Consider the following 15,593-nt stretch of genomic DNA (forward strand, 5'->3'; position numbering starts at 1 on the left):
TTTTCCATATCTTTGCACCAGATATTCCGCATGAGGCTTTTTAACGGCAGTCTTTCACAGTCCGCGCCTCCACAATATGTATTTTTAGCAAACGTCACTACCTATATCGCAATACCTAAATATAACATAACCAACCGTACTATCATTTTATCATTACATGAAGAAAACCTACGCATTATTATTAGCGCTCTTCCTCTGCGTCACAGCCGCAGCACAGGGTGTGTTGCCTGAGTTTTCCACCGAGACCGACCCCGTTTGGTATCGCGTGCAGTTTAAGACAGGCGGCGCTTTCTTAGCCGACAAAGGCGATGGCGCCAACCTCAAGACGGCAGCAGGAAGCTCTTCCGACGCCCAAAAGTGGCAGCTCATCGGAACAAAGAGCAACTTCAAGATGAAGAGCAAGAGTGGACGTTTCGTCAATTGGAACGGAAGCATGTTCACAACAAGCAGCACCAACAGCGTGGCGCTGAAGCTTGTGCAGAGCACCAACGCATCGGCCACCGACTGCTGGGAGATCCAACGCGCCGACGGAAGTCAGTCGATGAACCAATGGGGCGGCGGAGGAGCCGGCAAAGACCTGGGCGAATGGACCCAGGGCGACCCCAACAACCCGCTTTCTTTCGTAGCCACGTCGACCAAGTTGCCCACTTTTAGCAACGACGAAAGCGAGACATGGTACTTCATCCAGTTCCGCAACGGCGGCTACACGCTGCAGGACATGGGACAGGGACAGTGCATCCGATTGGCCACCGCCGACCCCATCGACGAGCAGTTGTGGAAACTTGTTGGCGACGCATCCAACTTCCAGTTGGTCAACAAGGCCGGTCGCTATGCCGTGGTGAGCAGCACATCCGCTTCGTCGGAGTCGCCCGCCAACAACACACCGTTGCGCGCCTACCCCACACCTCAGAAGAAGGGATTCAAACTGGTTGAGTCGCCCAACGCCACCTACATGCCCGCCTGGGAGATCCAACCCAACGGACAGACCGCCAACGCCCTCAACCAATGGGGCGGCGCACAACAGGGACGAAGCATAGGCCTGTGGACCGTTGGCGACCCCAACAACCCCTTGGCTTTCGTTTCGCCCAACGAAATGTCATACCCCGACTACAAGGTGGTGGGCATCGAGGGCTTCACGCCCGAGAATAAGCTCACGCTGTGGTACGACAAACCCGCCACACTGACTGGCGTGGGCAACATCTGGATGGAGTATAGCTTGCCCATCGGAAACGGACAGCTCGGCGCAAGCCTCTTCGGAGGTGTCAACAAGGACGAGATTCAGTTCAACGAAAAGACGCTGTGGAGCGGACGCAACACCGACAACGGCGGCAACTACGGCTATTACCAGAACTTCGGCTCTGTAATTGCCGAGGACATCAGTGGAACTTTCAACTACAGCTCGGCTGGCGCAGCGCAAGACTACTGCCGCCTGCTCGACCTCACCAACGCCACAAGCAAGGTGACCTTTAAAAGTCCCGACAAATCGGTGACATATTCTCGCGAGTATTTTGTGTCGAACCCCGCTGGCGCCATCGTGGCTCGCTATGCAGCCGACAAGGACGGACAGGTGAGCCTGCGCTTCACCCTCAACGCTGGCAAGCCCGGCGTGAAGGCCACAACGAAATATGCCGAGGGCGAGGCCGCCTTCGCTGGAAAGCTCGAAACGGTGAGCTATAACGCACGCCTCAAAGTGGTGCCCACGGGTGGTGAGATGACCACAACCGACGAGGGCATCGTCGTGAAGAACGCCAACGAGGTGCTCGTGGTGCTCGCTGGCGCCACCGACTTCGACCCATCGGTCAAGAGTTTCGTCAGCAACACATCACAATTAGGCGCAACCGTACAGGCTCGCGTCGACAACGCTGCCGCAAATGGCTTCGAGGCATTGAAGGAGGAGCATGTGGCCGACTACCAGAACTTCTTCTCTCGCGTTGACTTTGATCTCGACGGCACCGCCAATACCATGCCTACCAACAAGCTGGTGGACACCTACAACCAAGGCAAGGGCACCAACGCCCGCATGCTCGAGACGCTTTACTTCGCCTACGGACGCTACTTGGAGATCAGCAGCTCGCGCGGAGTGGACCTGCCCTCAAACCTGCAGGGCATCTGGAACAACGTGAGCCAGGCTCCCTGGCACGCCGACATCCACTCGAACATCAACGTGCAGATGAACTATTGGCCCGCTGAGCCCACCAACCTGAGTGAGACGCACCTGCCCTTCCTCAACTATATCATCAACATGGCCGCCGGAAACCACAAGGAGTGGGCAGGCTACGCCAAGGCCACTGGACAAAAGCGCGGATGGACTTGCTACACGGAGAACAACATCTTCGGTGGCGTAGGATCATTCGCCCACAACTATGTCATTGCCAACGCATGGTATTGCACACACCTCTGGCAGCACTACCGCTACACCCTCGACCGCGATTTCCTGAAGCGTGCCTTCCCCGCCATGCTCAGCGCAGCCCAGTTCTGGCTCGACCGTTTGGTGCTCGACACAACCGACAACACCTACGTTTGTCCAAAGGAATATTCGCCTGAGCATGGTCCCTCGCAGGAAGATGGTGTGGCACACGCCCAGCAACTCGTGTTCGACCTTCTCTCCAACACAAAGAGCGCCATTGATGTGCTTGGCAGCGACGCCGAGATTACCGAGGCCGACCTCAAGCTCCTTGAAGACCGCCTGTCGAAGCTCGATCGCGGTTTGGCCACAGAGACCTACACCGGCAAATGGGGCAACCCGAAGAATGGCGTCAATACGGGCGACGTATTGCTGCGCGAATGGAAGACCAGCGCTTACACCGCTGGTGAGAACGGACACCGCCACATGTCGCACCTCATGTGCGTTTATCCCTTCAACCAGGTAACACCGAGCAGCCCCTACTACCAAGCCGCCGTCAACTCAATGAACCTTCGCGGCGACGAGTCGACAGGATGGTCGATGGGTTGGAAGATCAACCTGTGGGCACGCCTGCAGAATGGCACCAAGGCCCACGGCATCCTGACCAAGGCCCTGCGCCACAGCACATCGTATGGAACCGACCAGAGCCGTGGCGGTATCTATTACAACCTCTATGATTCGCACGCTCCGTTCCAGATCGACGGCAACTTCGGTGCTTGCTCAGGCATCGCCGAGATGTTGCTGCAGAGCCACACCGACACTCTCCAGGTACTGCCAGCCCTGCCCGCAGCTTGGAAGACGGGCCACATCACAGGCTTGAAGGCCGTCGGCAACTTCACCGTAGACATCACGTGGAAGGCCGGAAAGGCCACACGCATCACCGTGGTGAACAACTGTGGACAGACGGGCATCGTGAAGTATCCTGGCATCTCGAAGGCTATCGTGTATATCGACGGTGTGTGCCAAGAGGCCGAAGCCAAGGAAAGCAACAACGCATTCGTGTCGCCCGAGAAGGGTAGCGTCACCGTGTTCGACTTCGACGGCACCTTCGATCCTACTGGCATCAACAAGGTGGAGAACAGCTCGCTGGCATTCAACGTCAACGGCCGCACCGTGAGTGTGAGCGGTTGCAAGGTGAGAAACTTGCAAGCGTTTGACCTGCAAGGCCGTTTGGTAGGCAGCTCATCGCGCCCCACGCTCGTAGTAAGCAAAGGCGCAGGCGAGGTGGCCATCCTCTGCGTAACGACGCAAGACGGCCGCAAGCAAACATATAAAGTGAAATTCTAATCACCCTCCCATCGGACCGAGCGCAGAACAACATCGCGTTCGGTCCGATTTCTTTTAGTCCCAGTCGGTCGGCGGCTTTCTTACCCTGTCACATATAGTCACCAACCACCGAATGGAGTTTTATCTGTTTTGTCGCCAAAGGCCAACCACCCCATGCCCATGTCTCTCACACAGATCAACCAAAAGCCACATGCAAAACGACAAGAAGGCACCTGCGAAGTGACAAAAAGACCCATGCGCGAAAGATTTTCCGAAGGAAAGAAGGGCGTTCTCACATTTTATGTTTACTTTTGCCCTATACTACGCTCGTAGGCTCAACCACGGTTGAACCTGCCGAACGATAATTGTAGAAGACATTTTGATAAGAACAATGAATGCAACTGATTTGTACAGCATCTACCTGCGCCATCCGCAGGTAACCACCGACAGCCGAAGCCTTCCCGCAACGGCACCGCAAGACGGGAGCGATTGTGGAATATTCTTGGCTCTGAAGGGCGCATCGTTCGACGGCAACAAGTTTGCGGCGATGGCATTGGAGCGTGGTTGCAGCTACGCCATCATCGACGAAAAGGAATACATGGTTGAGGGCGACGACCGCTATATCTTGGTCGACGACGCTCTGTTGGCCTTCAAGCAGTTGGCCCGAGAGCACCGACGCCATTTCAACATCCCCGTTATCGGCATCACAGGCACCAACGGCAAGACAACCACCAAGGAACTTTTGTCGGCCGTGCTGGCCAAGCGCTACCACGTGATGCACACCGAGGGCAACTTCAACAACGACGTGGGTGTGCCCAAGACGTTGCTGCGCCTGAAAGCTGGCGACGAGATTGCTGTGGTGGAGATGGGCGCCTCACATCCCGGCGACATCCAGCAACTGGTGGAATACGTGGAACCCACACAAGGCCTCATTACCAACGTGGGGCGCGCCCACTTGCAGGGATTCGGTTCGTTCGAGGGCGTGATGCGCACCAAGGGTGAGCTTTACGACTGGCTGAAAGCCCATAACGCCGAAGTGTTCGTCAACGAGGCCAATCCCCACCTGACGAAGATGATGGAAGACCGACAGATGAACCGCGTGCTGTCGTACGGACAGAGCGACGAGGCCAATCGCTACCAGGTGACCGGACGCGTCGTGGCGTGCAACCCTTACGTCAAGTTGCAGTGGGAATATGTGCCCGAGGGGGCCACGGGAAGCCTGCAATATGAAGTGGAGACCCAACTGGTGGGCACATATAATGCCGACAATCTGTTGGCCGCCATTGCCGTGGGAATCCACAATGGTGTGGCGCCCGAACTCATCAATGAGGCGTTGGCCGACTACCGTCCTACCAACGACCGCTCAGAACTGGAGCGTACGGCCGACAACCTGCTGATCGTTGACGCCTACAACGCCAACCCATCGAGCATGGCAGCGGCACTCGACAATTTCAGTCGCGTTACCGTGGCGGAGCCGAAAATGGCCATTCTGGGCGACATGCGCGAGTTGGGCGAGGCCAGCAACGAGGAACACCAACGCGTGGTCGACACGCTTGAGAAGTTGCATCTCACCGATGTGTGGCTCGTGGGCGATGAGTTTGCCAAGACCCATACCACCTTCCGCAAGTTCCATAACATCGACGAGGTGAAGGCGGCCATTGCCCAAGACAAGCCGCGCGGCAAGTGCATCTTGGTGAAGGGCAGCAATGGCATCAAACTGTTCGAGTTGCCCAAACTGCTATAACCCTTGATCATTTCCCGTCGGCCATCACACAAGCTATGACCCAAGGGAAGACAAGACGCCAAAGGGGCGTTTGCCATGTGACACGACACACGGCAAACGCCCCTTTTATTCTATAATCCATTCGTCTCGGTCTAATGGCCGACTGGGAATAATGGTGGCTCTTTGGAAATTAAAAACATAGTGACAAAAAACAAAAAAGTCCAGCCTCGCGAACGAGAACTGGACAGAATGAAAGGAGGAAGTGGTACCTCTTGGAGTTGAACCAAGGACACATGGATTTTCAGTCCATTGCTCTACCACCTGAGCTAAGGTACCCTCTTTCGAACTTGAGAATTGCGGCGCTTAGTGCCTCATTTCTCATTTGCGAGTGCAAAGGTAGCACTTTTTATTCTAACCAACAAACTTTTCCTAAAAAAAATGCTCGTGTTTCAAAAAAAAGATGTAACTTTGCATCCGTCTTCAAGTGGGGAACGCTTTTGGGCGACCTCTCCATCGATTGAGGCAATCGGGATTTAGCGCAGTTGGTAGCGCACTACGTTCGGGACGTAGGGGTCGCTGGTTCGAGTCCAGTAATCCCGACCCATTACAAAGAAGCCAAATGGTAGCCATCACCATTTGGCTTTTTTCGTTTTACCCTCTGCCCCACTCCCCACGCATTCCAGTTATTATCGGCACCATGCCAAACAGGCTCGCGACACCCCTTATATATAAGATGGTGGAGCGTGTCGGTCCCAATCTCCTAATTGATTATGCATTTCCCCTATGGTTACGCAATAGCATCGAGGATACCGTCAAGCCCAAAAGCTACTGGAAGGCTACAGCATCGAGGATACCGACAAGCCCAAAAGCTACTGGAAGGCTACAGCATCGAGAATACCGTCAAGCCCAAAAGCTATTGGCAACCAATAGCAATGGAAATGCAGACAAGCCCGAAAGCTATTGGCAGACAATAGTGCCTGGGCTCAACTTACTGCCCCACGCCACATTTTTTATAGCCCTACGCTTTGCCATTTCGTGCGAAAGGCTTACTTTTGCAGCAAATAAACGATACTACGAACACAAGGATTCACACCATGAAGATTGTTACATTCGGAGAAATTATGCTGCGCCTGTCGAAGCATTCTGGCCAGCGCCTGTTTCAAAACGGACCGTTCGACGCAGCCTACGGTGGGTCGGAGGCCAACGTGGCCGTGTCGCTGGCCCAACTGGGCGACGACGTAGAGTATGTGACTCGCGTTCCCAACAACGCCATTGGCGATGCGGCGCTGATGCACCTACGCGAGTTGGGCCTCAACGTGCGCCACACCGTGCGCGGCGGCAAGCGTCTGGGCACTTACTATTTTGAGCCGGCGGCAGCCATGCGTGGCTCACGCGTGGTGTACGACCGCGACGACTCGTCGTTCAACACCATGGCCTATGGCGACATCGACTGGGAGCCCATCTTCAACGAGACCGACCTGTTCCACTGCTCGGGCATCACCTGCGCCACCTCACAAGCGGCTCTCGACACCACCATGGAGGCCGTGCGCATGGCCGACGAGCGCGGCGTGGAGCTCACATGCGACATCAACTATCGTGGCAACCTGTGGAAATATCCTGGGGCCGACGCCCAGCGCTCGCTGCGTGAGCTGATGAGCCACAGCTCGTTTATCTTCGGCGACCAGAACGAGTGGTATGTGGCCAGCGGCATGGAGCCCATCCCCTTCACCGCCCTCGGCGAGGGCTACGCGTTTGACAAGGATGCCTACCGCCGCTATTTCGACCGTCTGCACGAGATGTTCCCACGCTGTCACCGCATGCTCATCGCCCACCGCAACATTCTGTCGTTCCAGCATCATGTGAATTGTGGCGTGCTTTGGGTGGACGGCGACATCTATTATTCGCGCATCTACGACATCGACAACATCGTCGACCAAATGGGTGTGGGCGACGCTTGGGTGGCCGCTTACATCCACGCACGCCTGAAATGGCCCAACGACGAGCAGCGATGCCTGGAGTTCTCAGTGTCGGCATCGGCATTGAAAAACACCATTCCGGGCGATCAGAACCTTGTGAGCGAGGAAGAAATTTTGACTAACATGACCTCACGGGGTGGCCGCATCGACCGCTAACCACCCCCCATCGGGGCACTTTTTATAATAGATGATACTTTGGGCGAGAGCACAACGGGCTTTCGCACCTACACAAAAACAATACGGGGGCAACGCGCTGACGAGCATGCGTTGCCCCCGTGTTGGGTTTTATGGGCGGCTCTCGCCCTCCACATATTCCTCCAGGAAGAGGTGTTCGCCGTCGAACACGGCATAGGTAAACTGCGAAATCCAATCGCCGAGAATCAGCATGCGGGCCGTATGGCCGTTCTCGCGAGGCATGTTCAGGTCGAGTTCAATGTGGCGATGGCCGTAAATGAAATAGTCGATGTTCGAATGGGTTCTCATGTATTCCTTCGTCCACAACACCAAGTGCTCCTTATGCTCGCCCATGTAAGGCGGCTCCTTACCATCGACCCGCTTCAGACGCGAGTGCTTGGCCCAGTTCAAGCCCAGTTGCATGCCCCACCAAGGGTGCATGAAATTGAGCATGCGCTGACACACGCGGTTGTGGAACATCCAGCGCAACAGCTTGAACTTCTTGTCGGGGTCGCCCAGACCGTCGCCATGGGCCATATAGAACACCTTTCCGTAGATGTCAGCCGTGAGCGCCTGACGATGCACCACGACCCCACATTCCTCCTCCAAATAGCCGTAGGTCCACAGGTCGTGGTTGCCGGTGAAGAAGTGCACCTCAACCCCCATGTCGGTCAACTCCGACAGTTTTCCAAGGAAACGGGTGTACCCCTTGGGGACGACATAACGGTATTCGTCCCAAAAATCGAACATATCGCCCAGCAGATAGATGGCCGACGCCTTCTCCTTGACACTGTCGAGGAAACGAACGAGGCGGCGTTCCTGCATGCGGCGATGCGGGATGGCCAGCGAACCCAGATGGGCGTCGCTCAGAAAATACACGTTCTTTGCCATAAGCGTTGTGATGATAGGTCAGTCTATTCGGTGAGAAAGCGGCTCAGCGAGCCTTCTTATTCAAATCCCAGTTCCACGCGTGCCTCCTCGGTCATCATGCTTTGGTCCCAAGCAGGCTCGAACACCAGGTTCACATTGGTTCCCTTGATGCCCTCCACACTATCGACCTTTGTGCGCACATCCTCCAGGATGAAGTCAGCGGCAGGGCACGACGGTGCGGTGAAGGTCATGTCGATGTCGACGGTGGCGTCGTCCTTCACATCTATTTTATATATCATTCCGAGGTCCCAGATGTTCACGGGGATCTCCGGGTCGTAAACGGTTTTCAACACGTCGACGATTCGCTCCTCAAGCTTTGTCTTTTCTTCTATGGTCATTTTCGCAATGGTTTGTTGTGAAGATAGTGCCAACGAGCGCCATGAAAACTTGCTTTCAAATGACCGAGAGCAGCCTATCTTCTGCAAAGATAGTGCAAACGAGCGCCATGAAAGTTTGCTTTCAGATGGCCGAGAGCAGCCTATCTTCTGCAAAGATAGGAAAAAGATACGGAAAAGGTGCGCCTGACCAAAAGAAAAATCGGCAAACTTTCAGCGTTTGCCGACAAAAGGATGAAAAGTCTTCGACTGGCGCCATCAGCCGAACGATGCCCCCAGAGCATGTGCCCCGGTGCATGTCAGAGCTTGTCGATGCGGAGCGTTTGGTCGCAATAATCCACCACGGCGAGGCGGTGAGTGATGAAGATGACCGTCTTTTCGTGGGTGGCGAGAATGTTGTGGAGCAACTGCCGCTCCGTTTCGGGGTCTAGAGCCGACGTGGCTTCGTCGAAGAGCATTACCGAACGGTTGCGCAACAGGGCGCGGGCTATGGCTATGCGCTGCGCCTGTCCCTCCGAGAGTCCGCCGCCAGCCTCGCTGCAAACGGTGTCGAGCCCATCGGGAAGGTCCATCACAAAGTCGGCGCAACTTTTGTGAAGCGCCTCACGCATCTCCTCGTCGGTGGCGTCGGGCTTGCCCATGCGGAGGTTGTCGCGCAGGGTGCCGCTCATCAGGGTGTTGCCCTGCGGCACATAAACGAAGTTGCAACGCATACGAGGCGACAACTCCTTACTCTCCGTGGCGTTGTAAAGAACCACCCGTCCTTGCTGGGGTCGCAACAGGGCCAGCATCATGCGCACCAGCGTGGTCTTGCCAGCGCCGGTCTCGCCCAGCACGGCGGTGCATGATCCAGGACGGAAATCGAAACAGAGATTGTCGATCACCTTGCCGTCGGCGGCGTCGTAGGCATAGCCCACCCCTTCCAACCTCACACCACAAGGCGCCGCCATCAGGATGGGTTCGCCCTGCTCCTCCAGCGGCGTCTCCTCGAGTTCCATCAGGCGTTCGGCGGCGGTGAACACCGAGACGAAAGCCGGAACCAACTTGGTGAGCGACCGGGCAGGACTCTGTATGCGGTTTACCAACTGCAAGAAAGCGGTCATACCTCCAAACGTAAGGGTGCGCTCCGACATGCGAACGGCGGCCCAGAGGAAGGCTACGAGGTAGCCCAGCGCAAATCCAAAGTTGAGCACGAGGTTGCTAAACACCGAGAACCTTGTGCGGCGCACCACGCGATGGCGCAGCTCGCTCTGCGTTCCCTCCAACCGTCCCACCATCGCCTCATCGTTCTCAAGGGTCTTAATGAGCACGCGGTGCTGTATGGTTTCTTGCAACACGCTCTGAACCTTCGAGTCGGACGTGCGCACCTCGCGCGTCAAACGGCGCATCTGCCCCATGTAAATCTTACTAAACGCAATGAAAACGGGAAGGATGGCCACCGTGATCAGGGCCAATACGGCATCCATCGACAACAGGTAGCAGAAGGCTCCCACAAACATGGCCACCACAGAGAGCGTCGACGGGATGGTCTCGGTGAGAAAACTCACCACGTTGCTCACGTCAAACTCCAAACGGTTGAGCACGTCGCCCGAGTGGTAACGCTCCCGACCGTGCCACTCGGAACGCAGTATGCGGTCGAGCATGCGCTGCTGCATACGGTTCTGGGCCTTCACCCCGAGGATGTTTCTCACCCATGTGGTGGCAATGTTCAGGCCAAAATCGCACAGGATTAGCGCGCCCATCAAGCCCACGGCGACATAGAGGGACCCCCGGACGGCGCCCGACGCCACATCGATGGCATGCTGCACGGCCCACACTTGGCCCAGCGACACCACCACCGACAGCAAGCCTATGAGCGCGTTGAGCGCCGCTTGGGTGCGGTTGCCACGCCATGCCTGCCATAGCCAGCCAAGGATGGTGCGCGCGCTGTAGCGCGAAGGGGGAATCTTCAGCAGTCGTTTGATGTTCATGTGTCGGACGTGTTGTTCAATCGGAAAAGTTCAATGGCCTCAGCGTTGGTCGGCGCCCCACATCAGCTTGTCGCGCAACGTGGAGAAATAATGCGATGAACGCTGCTTCACTATCTTAATCTTAAAAGGTGCGCGACGGATGATCACCTTCGTGCCCTCGCGCAGTTTCTCCGACCGTCCGTCGATGGCGGCCAGGAAGTTGTGACTGCGACTCTCCACCTCCAACTCGACGACACAGTCGTCATTGATGACGATCGGGCGGATGTTGAGACTGTGGGGAGCCACGGGGGTGAGACAAAGAATGTCGGCCGACGGCACAATGATGGGACCGCCATTGGAGAGATTGTAGGCCGTGGAACCTGTCGGCGTGGAAACGATGAGACCGTCGGCCTGATAAGTGACGAGGTACTCGCCGTTCACACGGCAACGAATGGTGATCATGGAGGCGTCCACACGTTTCAGAAGCGCTATGTCGTTGAGGGCGTAGGGGTTGCCTTCGATGGGTTCGCCTTCGGCCTCCACCTTGATAACCGTGTGCTCCTCGAGCTTGTATTGGCCCTCGAAAATCTCATCAAGGGCCTTTTCCACCTCCAAGGGAAGCACGTCTGACAGGAAGCCCAAGCGCCCCATGTTGACACCCAACACGGGTATTCCCTTGGCGCCCACACGGCTCGCAGCACGCAGGAACGTGCCATCGCCTCCCAGGGAAATGGCAAAGTCGACATCGAAATTATAGTCGTCGAACACGCCTGAGCACCACACCTCGTCGTCGCTCTGCCGCACAAGAAACTCGTAATACGGCCGATCGATGTAGAGCTCGGCGCCGTGGGCCCGCAGATAGTTGATGGTTCGCTCCACGGCCACCGACTTCTTGGTCTGATACTCGTTGCCGAAAAGGGCAAAACGCAAATGCTGCTGTGACATCGTTTATCGCTTTTTAATCTTCTTTATCTTCTCAAATCGTCGGAGAATGGTAAACTTTTAGTAAATTTGCAACTATAACCCCTGCACGAGGACGTTCCGACAAGCGCAACGAGAACGTGCTTGCAAATGGCCGAGTGCAACCTATTTTATGCAAAAATACTACTTTTCATCGAATTAACTCATCAAATCATGGCAAAAGTATATGAATTTCTCGCCAATGGCTTTGAGGACATCGAAGCATTGGCTCCTGTCGACATTCTTCGCCGAGGAGGCGTTGACGTGAAAACCGTAAGCATCACTGGCACCGAGTGGGTGGAATCGGCGCACGGCGTCACCGTCAAGGCCGACCTGACGTTTGAGCAGGCTGGCGACTTCAGCGACGCCGACATGCTGCTCCTGCCGGGCGGCATGCCGGGCGCAAGCAATCTCAACGAGCACGAGGGGGTGCGCCAAGCACTCAAAAGGCAGTATGAAAGCGGACGACGGGTGGGTGCCATCTGCGCCGCTCCCATGGTGCTGGGATCCATCGGCCTCCTCGAAGGGAAGAAGGCCACCTGCTATCCCGGTTTCGAGAAATACCTTACGGGCGCCACTTACACCGCACAACTCTTCCAAGAAGACGGCAACATCATTACTGGCGAAGGACCGGCCGCCAGCCTGCCTTACGCCTACCGCATACTGAGCTATTTCGTCAGCGAGGATGAGGTGCGCGCCATGCAGCACGGCATGATGTACGCCCACCTGATGGGAACCGAGGCTTAACACACTACGCAATAACACCAATCCGAAACCATGGACCATATCATCATTGTGGCTGGAGGCAAGGGAACACGCATGGGAGGCGACCTCCCCAAGCAGTTTCTGCCCATAGGCGGAAGGCCCGTCCTCATGCACACCATCAAGAAGTTTCACGATTACAACCCCAAGCTCCACATCATCGTGGTGCTGCCCCACGACCAACAGGCGTTCTGGCGGCAGCTGTGCAACGAGCAGGGCTTCACCATCGAGCACGACATCGCGGATGGTGGCGCCTCGCGCTTTGAGTCGTCGCGCAACGGACTGGCGCTTGTGCCCGACGATGAGGAGGGCGTTGTGGGGTTCCACGATGGCGTGCGCCCCTTCGTGTCGGCCGAAACCATCGACCGATGCTTCGAGGCGGCACGCGAGGATTATGCCGCATTGCCCGTCATGCCCGTCACCGACACGCTGCGTTTCACGGGCGGAAGCAGCGCCGGGCGCAACGTTCCGCGCTCCGACTACCGCATTGTGCAAACGCCACAGGTGTTCGACATAGCGCTGGCCAAGCAGGCTTTCCGCCAGCCTTACCGCGACGCGTTCACCGACGACGCATCGGTCGTGGAGAGCCTGGGCTGCCAGGTGCGCATGGTGGAGGGCAACCGCGAGAACATCAAGCTCACTACGCCCTTCGACCTCCAACTGGCCGACTTCATCATCAAGCAGCGATAAGGCGGCGAACGGACAGCCGTCGCGCCACGAGTCGGCACGCACCAAAGCATCAGTAAGCAGTAATCTCATTCTCCTCACTCAGGCAAATGGACATCCTCTCACAAGACATCATGTATCTTTCGGGCGTAGGCCCACACAAGAAAGACACACTGGTAGGTCAGCTCGGCATCAAGACCTGGGGTGACCTGTTGGAGTATTATCCTTATAAATATGTGGACCGCTCCAAGGTTTACCGCATATCCGACCTCACTGGCGACATGCCTTTTGTGCAAATCAAGGGAAAAATTCTCAGCTACGAGGTGTTTGCGTCCGACCGTCGCCACAAACGCACCGTGGCCCACTTCACCGACGGGCATGGCGTGGCCGACCTGGTGTGGTTCAAGGGTGGGCAATACGCCATGAAGACCTATAAGGTTGGCGAGGAGTATGTGGTGTTTGGAAAACCCACCACCTACCAAGGGCGCTACCAGTTTGCCCACCCTGAGATGGAGCGGGCGGCCGACCTGTGCCTCAACGACATGGGCATGCAACCGTATTACATCACCACGGAGAAGATGAAAAACGCGGGCATGACCTCGCACGCCGTGGGAAAACTGACGAAGACGCTGGTGGGGAAGATTCCGGCAGGCGCCCTGCAAGAAACGCTGCTGCCCTCGCAGATCAGCAGGTTGCACCTCATTTCACGCGACGACGCCCTGAGGAAGATCCATTATCCAAAGTCGCTCGACGATGTGCAACGCGCCCAAGTGCGCCTGAAGTTTGAGGAACTGTTCTACGTTCAGCTCAACATCGTGCGCTACATGGCCGAGCACCGCAAGAAATACCAAGGCTACGTGTTTGGCAAGGTGGGCGAACACTTCAACCGCTTCTACCAAGAGAACCTGGCCTTCGAACTGACCGGGGCCCAGAAACGTGTGATGCACGAGATTCGCGACGACTTGCGGTCGGGCAGGCAAATGAACCGCCTGTTACAGGGCGACGTGGGATCGGGCAAGACGCTGGTGGCGCTCATGGTGATGCTGCTGGCGCTCGACAACGGCTTCCAAGCCTGCATGATGGCGCCTACGGAGATTCTCGCCGAGCAGCACCTGGCCACCCTTCAGGCGTTTCTGAAGGGAATGGACATCCGTGTGGAACTGCTGACGGGCATCGTGAAGGGCAAACGCCGCAAGGAGGTGCTCGAAGGACTGGCCGATGGGTCGGTCGACATCCTGGTGGGCACGCACGCCATCATCGAGGACAACGTGCAATTTAGGCGCCTCGGCATGGCGGTGGTCGACGAGCAGCACCGATTTGGTGTGGCCCAACGCGCCAAACTGTGGGCCAAGAGCGAGAAACCGCCACACATACTCGTCATGACCGCCACGCCCATACCGCGCACACTGGCCATGACCATCTATGGCGACCTCGACGTGAGCGTCATCGACGAACTGCCGCCGGGCCGCAAACCCATCGTCACCCTGCACAAGTACAACAACCAGACGACCAGTCTCTACAACGGCATCCGACAACAAATCAACGAGGGCCGACAGGTCTACATCGTGTTTCCGCTCATCGAGGAGAGCGCCAAGCTCGACCTGCAAAACCTCGAGGAGGGCTATGCGAGCCTGCGCGAGATATTCCCCGAGTTTAAGCTCAGCAAGGTTCACGGACGCATGAAGGCCGCCGAGAAGGAGGCCGAGATGCAGAAATTTGTCAGCGGAGAGACCCAGATACTCGTCTCAACCACCGTTATCGAGGTGGGCGTGAACGTGCCCAACGCCTCGGTCATGGTCATCGTGGAGGCCCAGCGCTTCGGATTGTCGCAGCTCCACCAGTTGCGCGGCCGCGTGGGACGAGGCGCCAAGCAGAGCTTCTGCATCCTCGTAACGGGCTACGAACTGTCGCAAGAAACGCGCAAGCGCATCGACATCATGTGCGAAACCAACGATGGGTTCCGCATTGCGGAGGCCGACCTGAAACTGAGAGGCCCCGGCGACCTGGAGGGAACGCAACAGAGCGGCATTGCCTTCGACCTGAAGATAGCCGACATTGCGCGCGACGGACAACTCGTGCAGATGGCACGCGACGAGGCGCAACGCATCATCGACAACGACCCCGACTGCAACAAGCCGGAAAACGCCTTGCTATGGGACCGACTCAAGGAACTGCGGAAGACCAACATCAACTGGTCGGCCATCAGCTAACCAGTATCCGACATCCATCGACCACCAACCATTCCACCCCCCAAAAACACAGCCTTTCACCCCGTGTGATATTACATTATATTGCGTAATACACACCGTCGCATTACATCAAAAAGTGAGCCGCATTTCGTTAAATGTTGGCAAATTAGCACATTACAAATGTTAACAGACAGGGAAAAACACCGTTTTTATGTTAATTTCTGAGCAAAAACTGTTAATGTAACAATCTCATTACAGA

10 protein-coding genes and 2 tRNA genes are annotated in these 15,593 nt (G+C 56.4%); 7 read left to right on the forward strand and 5 right to left on the reverse strand.

From position 1 onward, the window contains the following. Positions 1-157: 157 nt before the first annotated feature. Positions 158-3,691 (forward strand): glycoside hydrolase family 95 protein, encoded by a 3,534-nt coding sequence (locus KM934_RS05095; protein ID WP_215759546.1) that lies wholly within the window; start codon positions 158-160, stop codon positions 3,689-3,691. A 370-nt stretch (positions 3,692-4,061) separates the two neighbouring features. Continuing rightward, the gene (locus KM934_RS05100; protein ID WP_215759547.1) at positions 4,062-5,414 is read left to right on the forward strand and encodes a UDP-N-acetylmuramoyl-tripeptide--D-alanyl-D-alanine ligase; all 1,353 of its coding nucleotides are present in this window, start codon (positions 4,062-4,064) and stop codon (positions 5,412-5,414) included. A gap of 242 nt (positions 5,415-5,656) precedes the next feature. On the opposite strand, the gene KM934_RS05105 is transcribed toward KM934_RS05100, so the two are convergent. Continuing rightward, a tRNA-Phe gene (locus KM934_RS05105) sits at positions 5,657-5,729 on the reverse strand. Between the two features lie 191 nt (positions 5,730-5,920). Here KM934_RS05105 and KM934_RS05110 point away from each other — a divergent pair. Together KM934_RS05110 and KM934_RS05115 are read left to right on the forward strand one after the other, a co-directional pair. Continuing rightward, positions 5,921-5,993, forward strand: a tRNA-Pro gene (locus KM934_RS05110). Between the two features lie 494 nt (positions 5,994-6,487). Further along, positions 6,488-7,525 (forward strand): sugar kinase, encoded by a 1,038-nt coding sequence (locus KM934_RS05115; RefSeq protein WP_215759548.1) that lies wholly within the window; start codon positions 6,488-6,490, stop codon positions 7,523-7,525. Between the two features lie 129 nt (positions 7,526-7,654). On the opposite strand, the gene KM934_RS05120 is transcribed toward KM934_RS05115, so the two are convergent. The 4 genes from KM934_RS05120 to KM934_RS05135 form a co-directional block, all read right to left on the reverse strand. Next, the gene (locus KM934_RS05120) at positions 7,655-8,434 is read right to left on the reverse strand and encodes a UDP-2,3-diacylglucosamine diphosphatase (protein ID WP_215759549.1); all 780 of its coding nucleotides are present in this window, start codon (positions 8,432-8,434) and stop codon (positions 7,655-7,657) included. Between the two features lie 56 nt (positions 8,435-8,490). Then, positions 8,491-8,811: an iron-sulfur cluster assembly protein gene (locus KM934_RS05125; RefSeq protein ID WP_215759550.1), complete on the reverse strand. Its 321-nt coding sequence runs from the start codon at positions 8,809-8,811 to the stop codon at positions 8,491-8,493. Between the two features lie 296 nt (positions 8,812-9,107). Further along, positions 9,108-10,778 carry an ABC transporter ATP-binding protein gene (locus KM934_RS05130; RefSeq protein ID WP_215759551.1) on the reverse strand — a complete coding sequence of 557 codons (1,671 nt, stop codon included), beginning with the start codon at positions 10,776-10,778 and terminating at the stop codon, positions 9,108-9,110. A 39-nt stretch (positions 10,779-10,817) separates the two neighbouring features. After that, on the reverse strand, positions 10,818-11,702 hold the full coding sequence (locus tag KM934_RS05135; RefSeq protein ID WP_215759552.1) for an NAD kinase: 885 nt from the start codon (positions 11,700-11,702) through the stop codon (positions 10,818-10,820). A gap of 189 nt (positions 11,703-11,891) precedes the next feature. Here KM934_RS05135 and KM934_RS05140 point away from each other — a divergent pair, with 189 nt between their 5' ends. The 3 genes from KM934_RS05140 (at position 11,892) to recG (ending at position 15,355) form a co-directional block, all read left to right on the forward strand. Next, entirely contained in the window at positions 11,892-12,464 is a 573-nt protein-coding gene (locus KM934_RS05140; RefSeq protein ID WP_215759553.1) for a DJ-1 family glyoxalase III, read from the forward strand. Between the two features lie 30 nt (positions 12,465-12,494). Then, complete coding sequence (locus KM934_RS05145; protein ID WP_215759554.1) at positions 12,495-13,169, forward strand: 2-C-methyl-D-erythritol 4-phosphate cytidylyltransferase; 675 nt, start codon at positions 12,495-12,497, stop codon at positions 13,167-13,169. Positions 13,170-13,255: 86 nt separating this feature from the next. After that, the gene (recG, locus tag KM934_RS05150; RefSeq protein ID WP_215759555.1) at positions 13,256-15,355 is read left to right on the forward strand and encodes an ATP-dependent DNA helicase RecG; all 2,100 of its coding nucleotides are present in this window, start codon (positions 13,256-13,258) and stop codon (positions 15,353-15,355) included. Positions 15,356-15,593 lie beyond the last annotated feature (238 nt).

It is taken from the genome of Hallella faecis (genome assembly GCF_018789675.1).
GTDB lineage: Bacteria > Bacteroidota > Bacteroidia > Bacteroidales > Bacteroidaceae > Prevotella > Prevotella faecis.

Excerpts from the sequence above, each read along its gene's own strand:
- KM934_RS05095 (WP_215759546.1), top strand. The coding sequence starts at position 158 with ATGAAGAAAACCTACGCATTATTATTAGCGCTCTTCCTCTGCGTCACA.
- KM934_RS05100 (WP_215759547.1), top strand. The coding sequence starts at position 4,062 with ATGAATGCAACTGATTTGTACAGCATCTACCTGCGCCATCCGCAGGTA.
- KM934_RS05115 (WP_215759548.1), top strand. The coding sequence starts at position 6,488 with ATGAAGATTGTTACATTCGGAGAAATTATGCTGCGCCTGTCGAAGCAT.
- KM934_RS05120 (WP_215759549.1), bottom strand. The coding sequence starts at position 8,434 with ATGGCAAAGAACGTGTATTTTCTGAGCGACGCCCATCTGGGTTCGCTG.
- KM934_RS05125 (WP_215759550.1), bottom strand. The coding sequence starts at position 8,811 with ATGACCATAGAAGAAAAGACAAAGCTTGAGGAGCGAATCGTCGACGTG.
- KM934_RS05130 (WP_215759551.1), bottom strand. The coding sequence starts at position 10,778 with ATGAACATCAAACGACTGCTGAAGATTCCCCCTTCGCGCTACAGCGCG.
- KM934_RS05135 (WP_215759552.1), bottom strand. The coding sequence starts at position 11,702 with ATGTCACAGCAGCATTTGCGTTTTGCCCTTTTCGGCAACGAGTATCAG.
- KM934_RS05140 (WP_215759553.1), top strand. The coding sequence starts at position 11,892 with ATGGCAAAAGTATATGAATTTCTCGCCAATGGCTTTGAGGACATCGAA.
- KM934_RS05145 (WP_215759554.1), top strand. The coding sequence starts at position 12,495 with ATGGACCATATCATCATTGTGGCTGGAGGCAAGGGAACACGCATGGGA.
- recG (WP_215759555.1), top strand. The coding sequence starts at position 13,256 with ATGGACATCCTCTCACAAGACATCATGTATCTTTCGGGCGTAGGCCCA.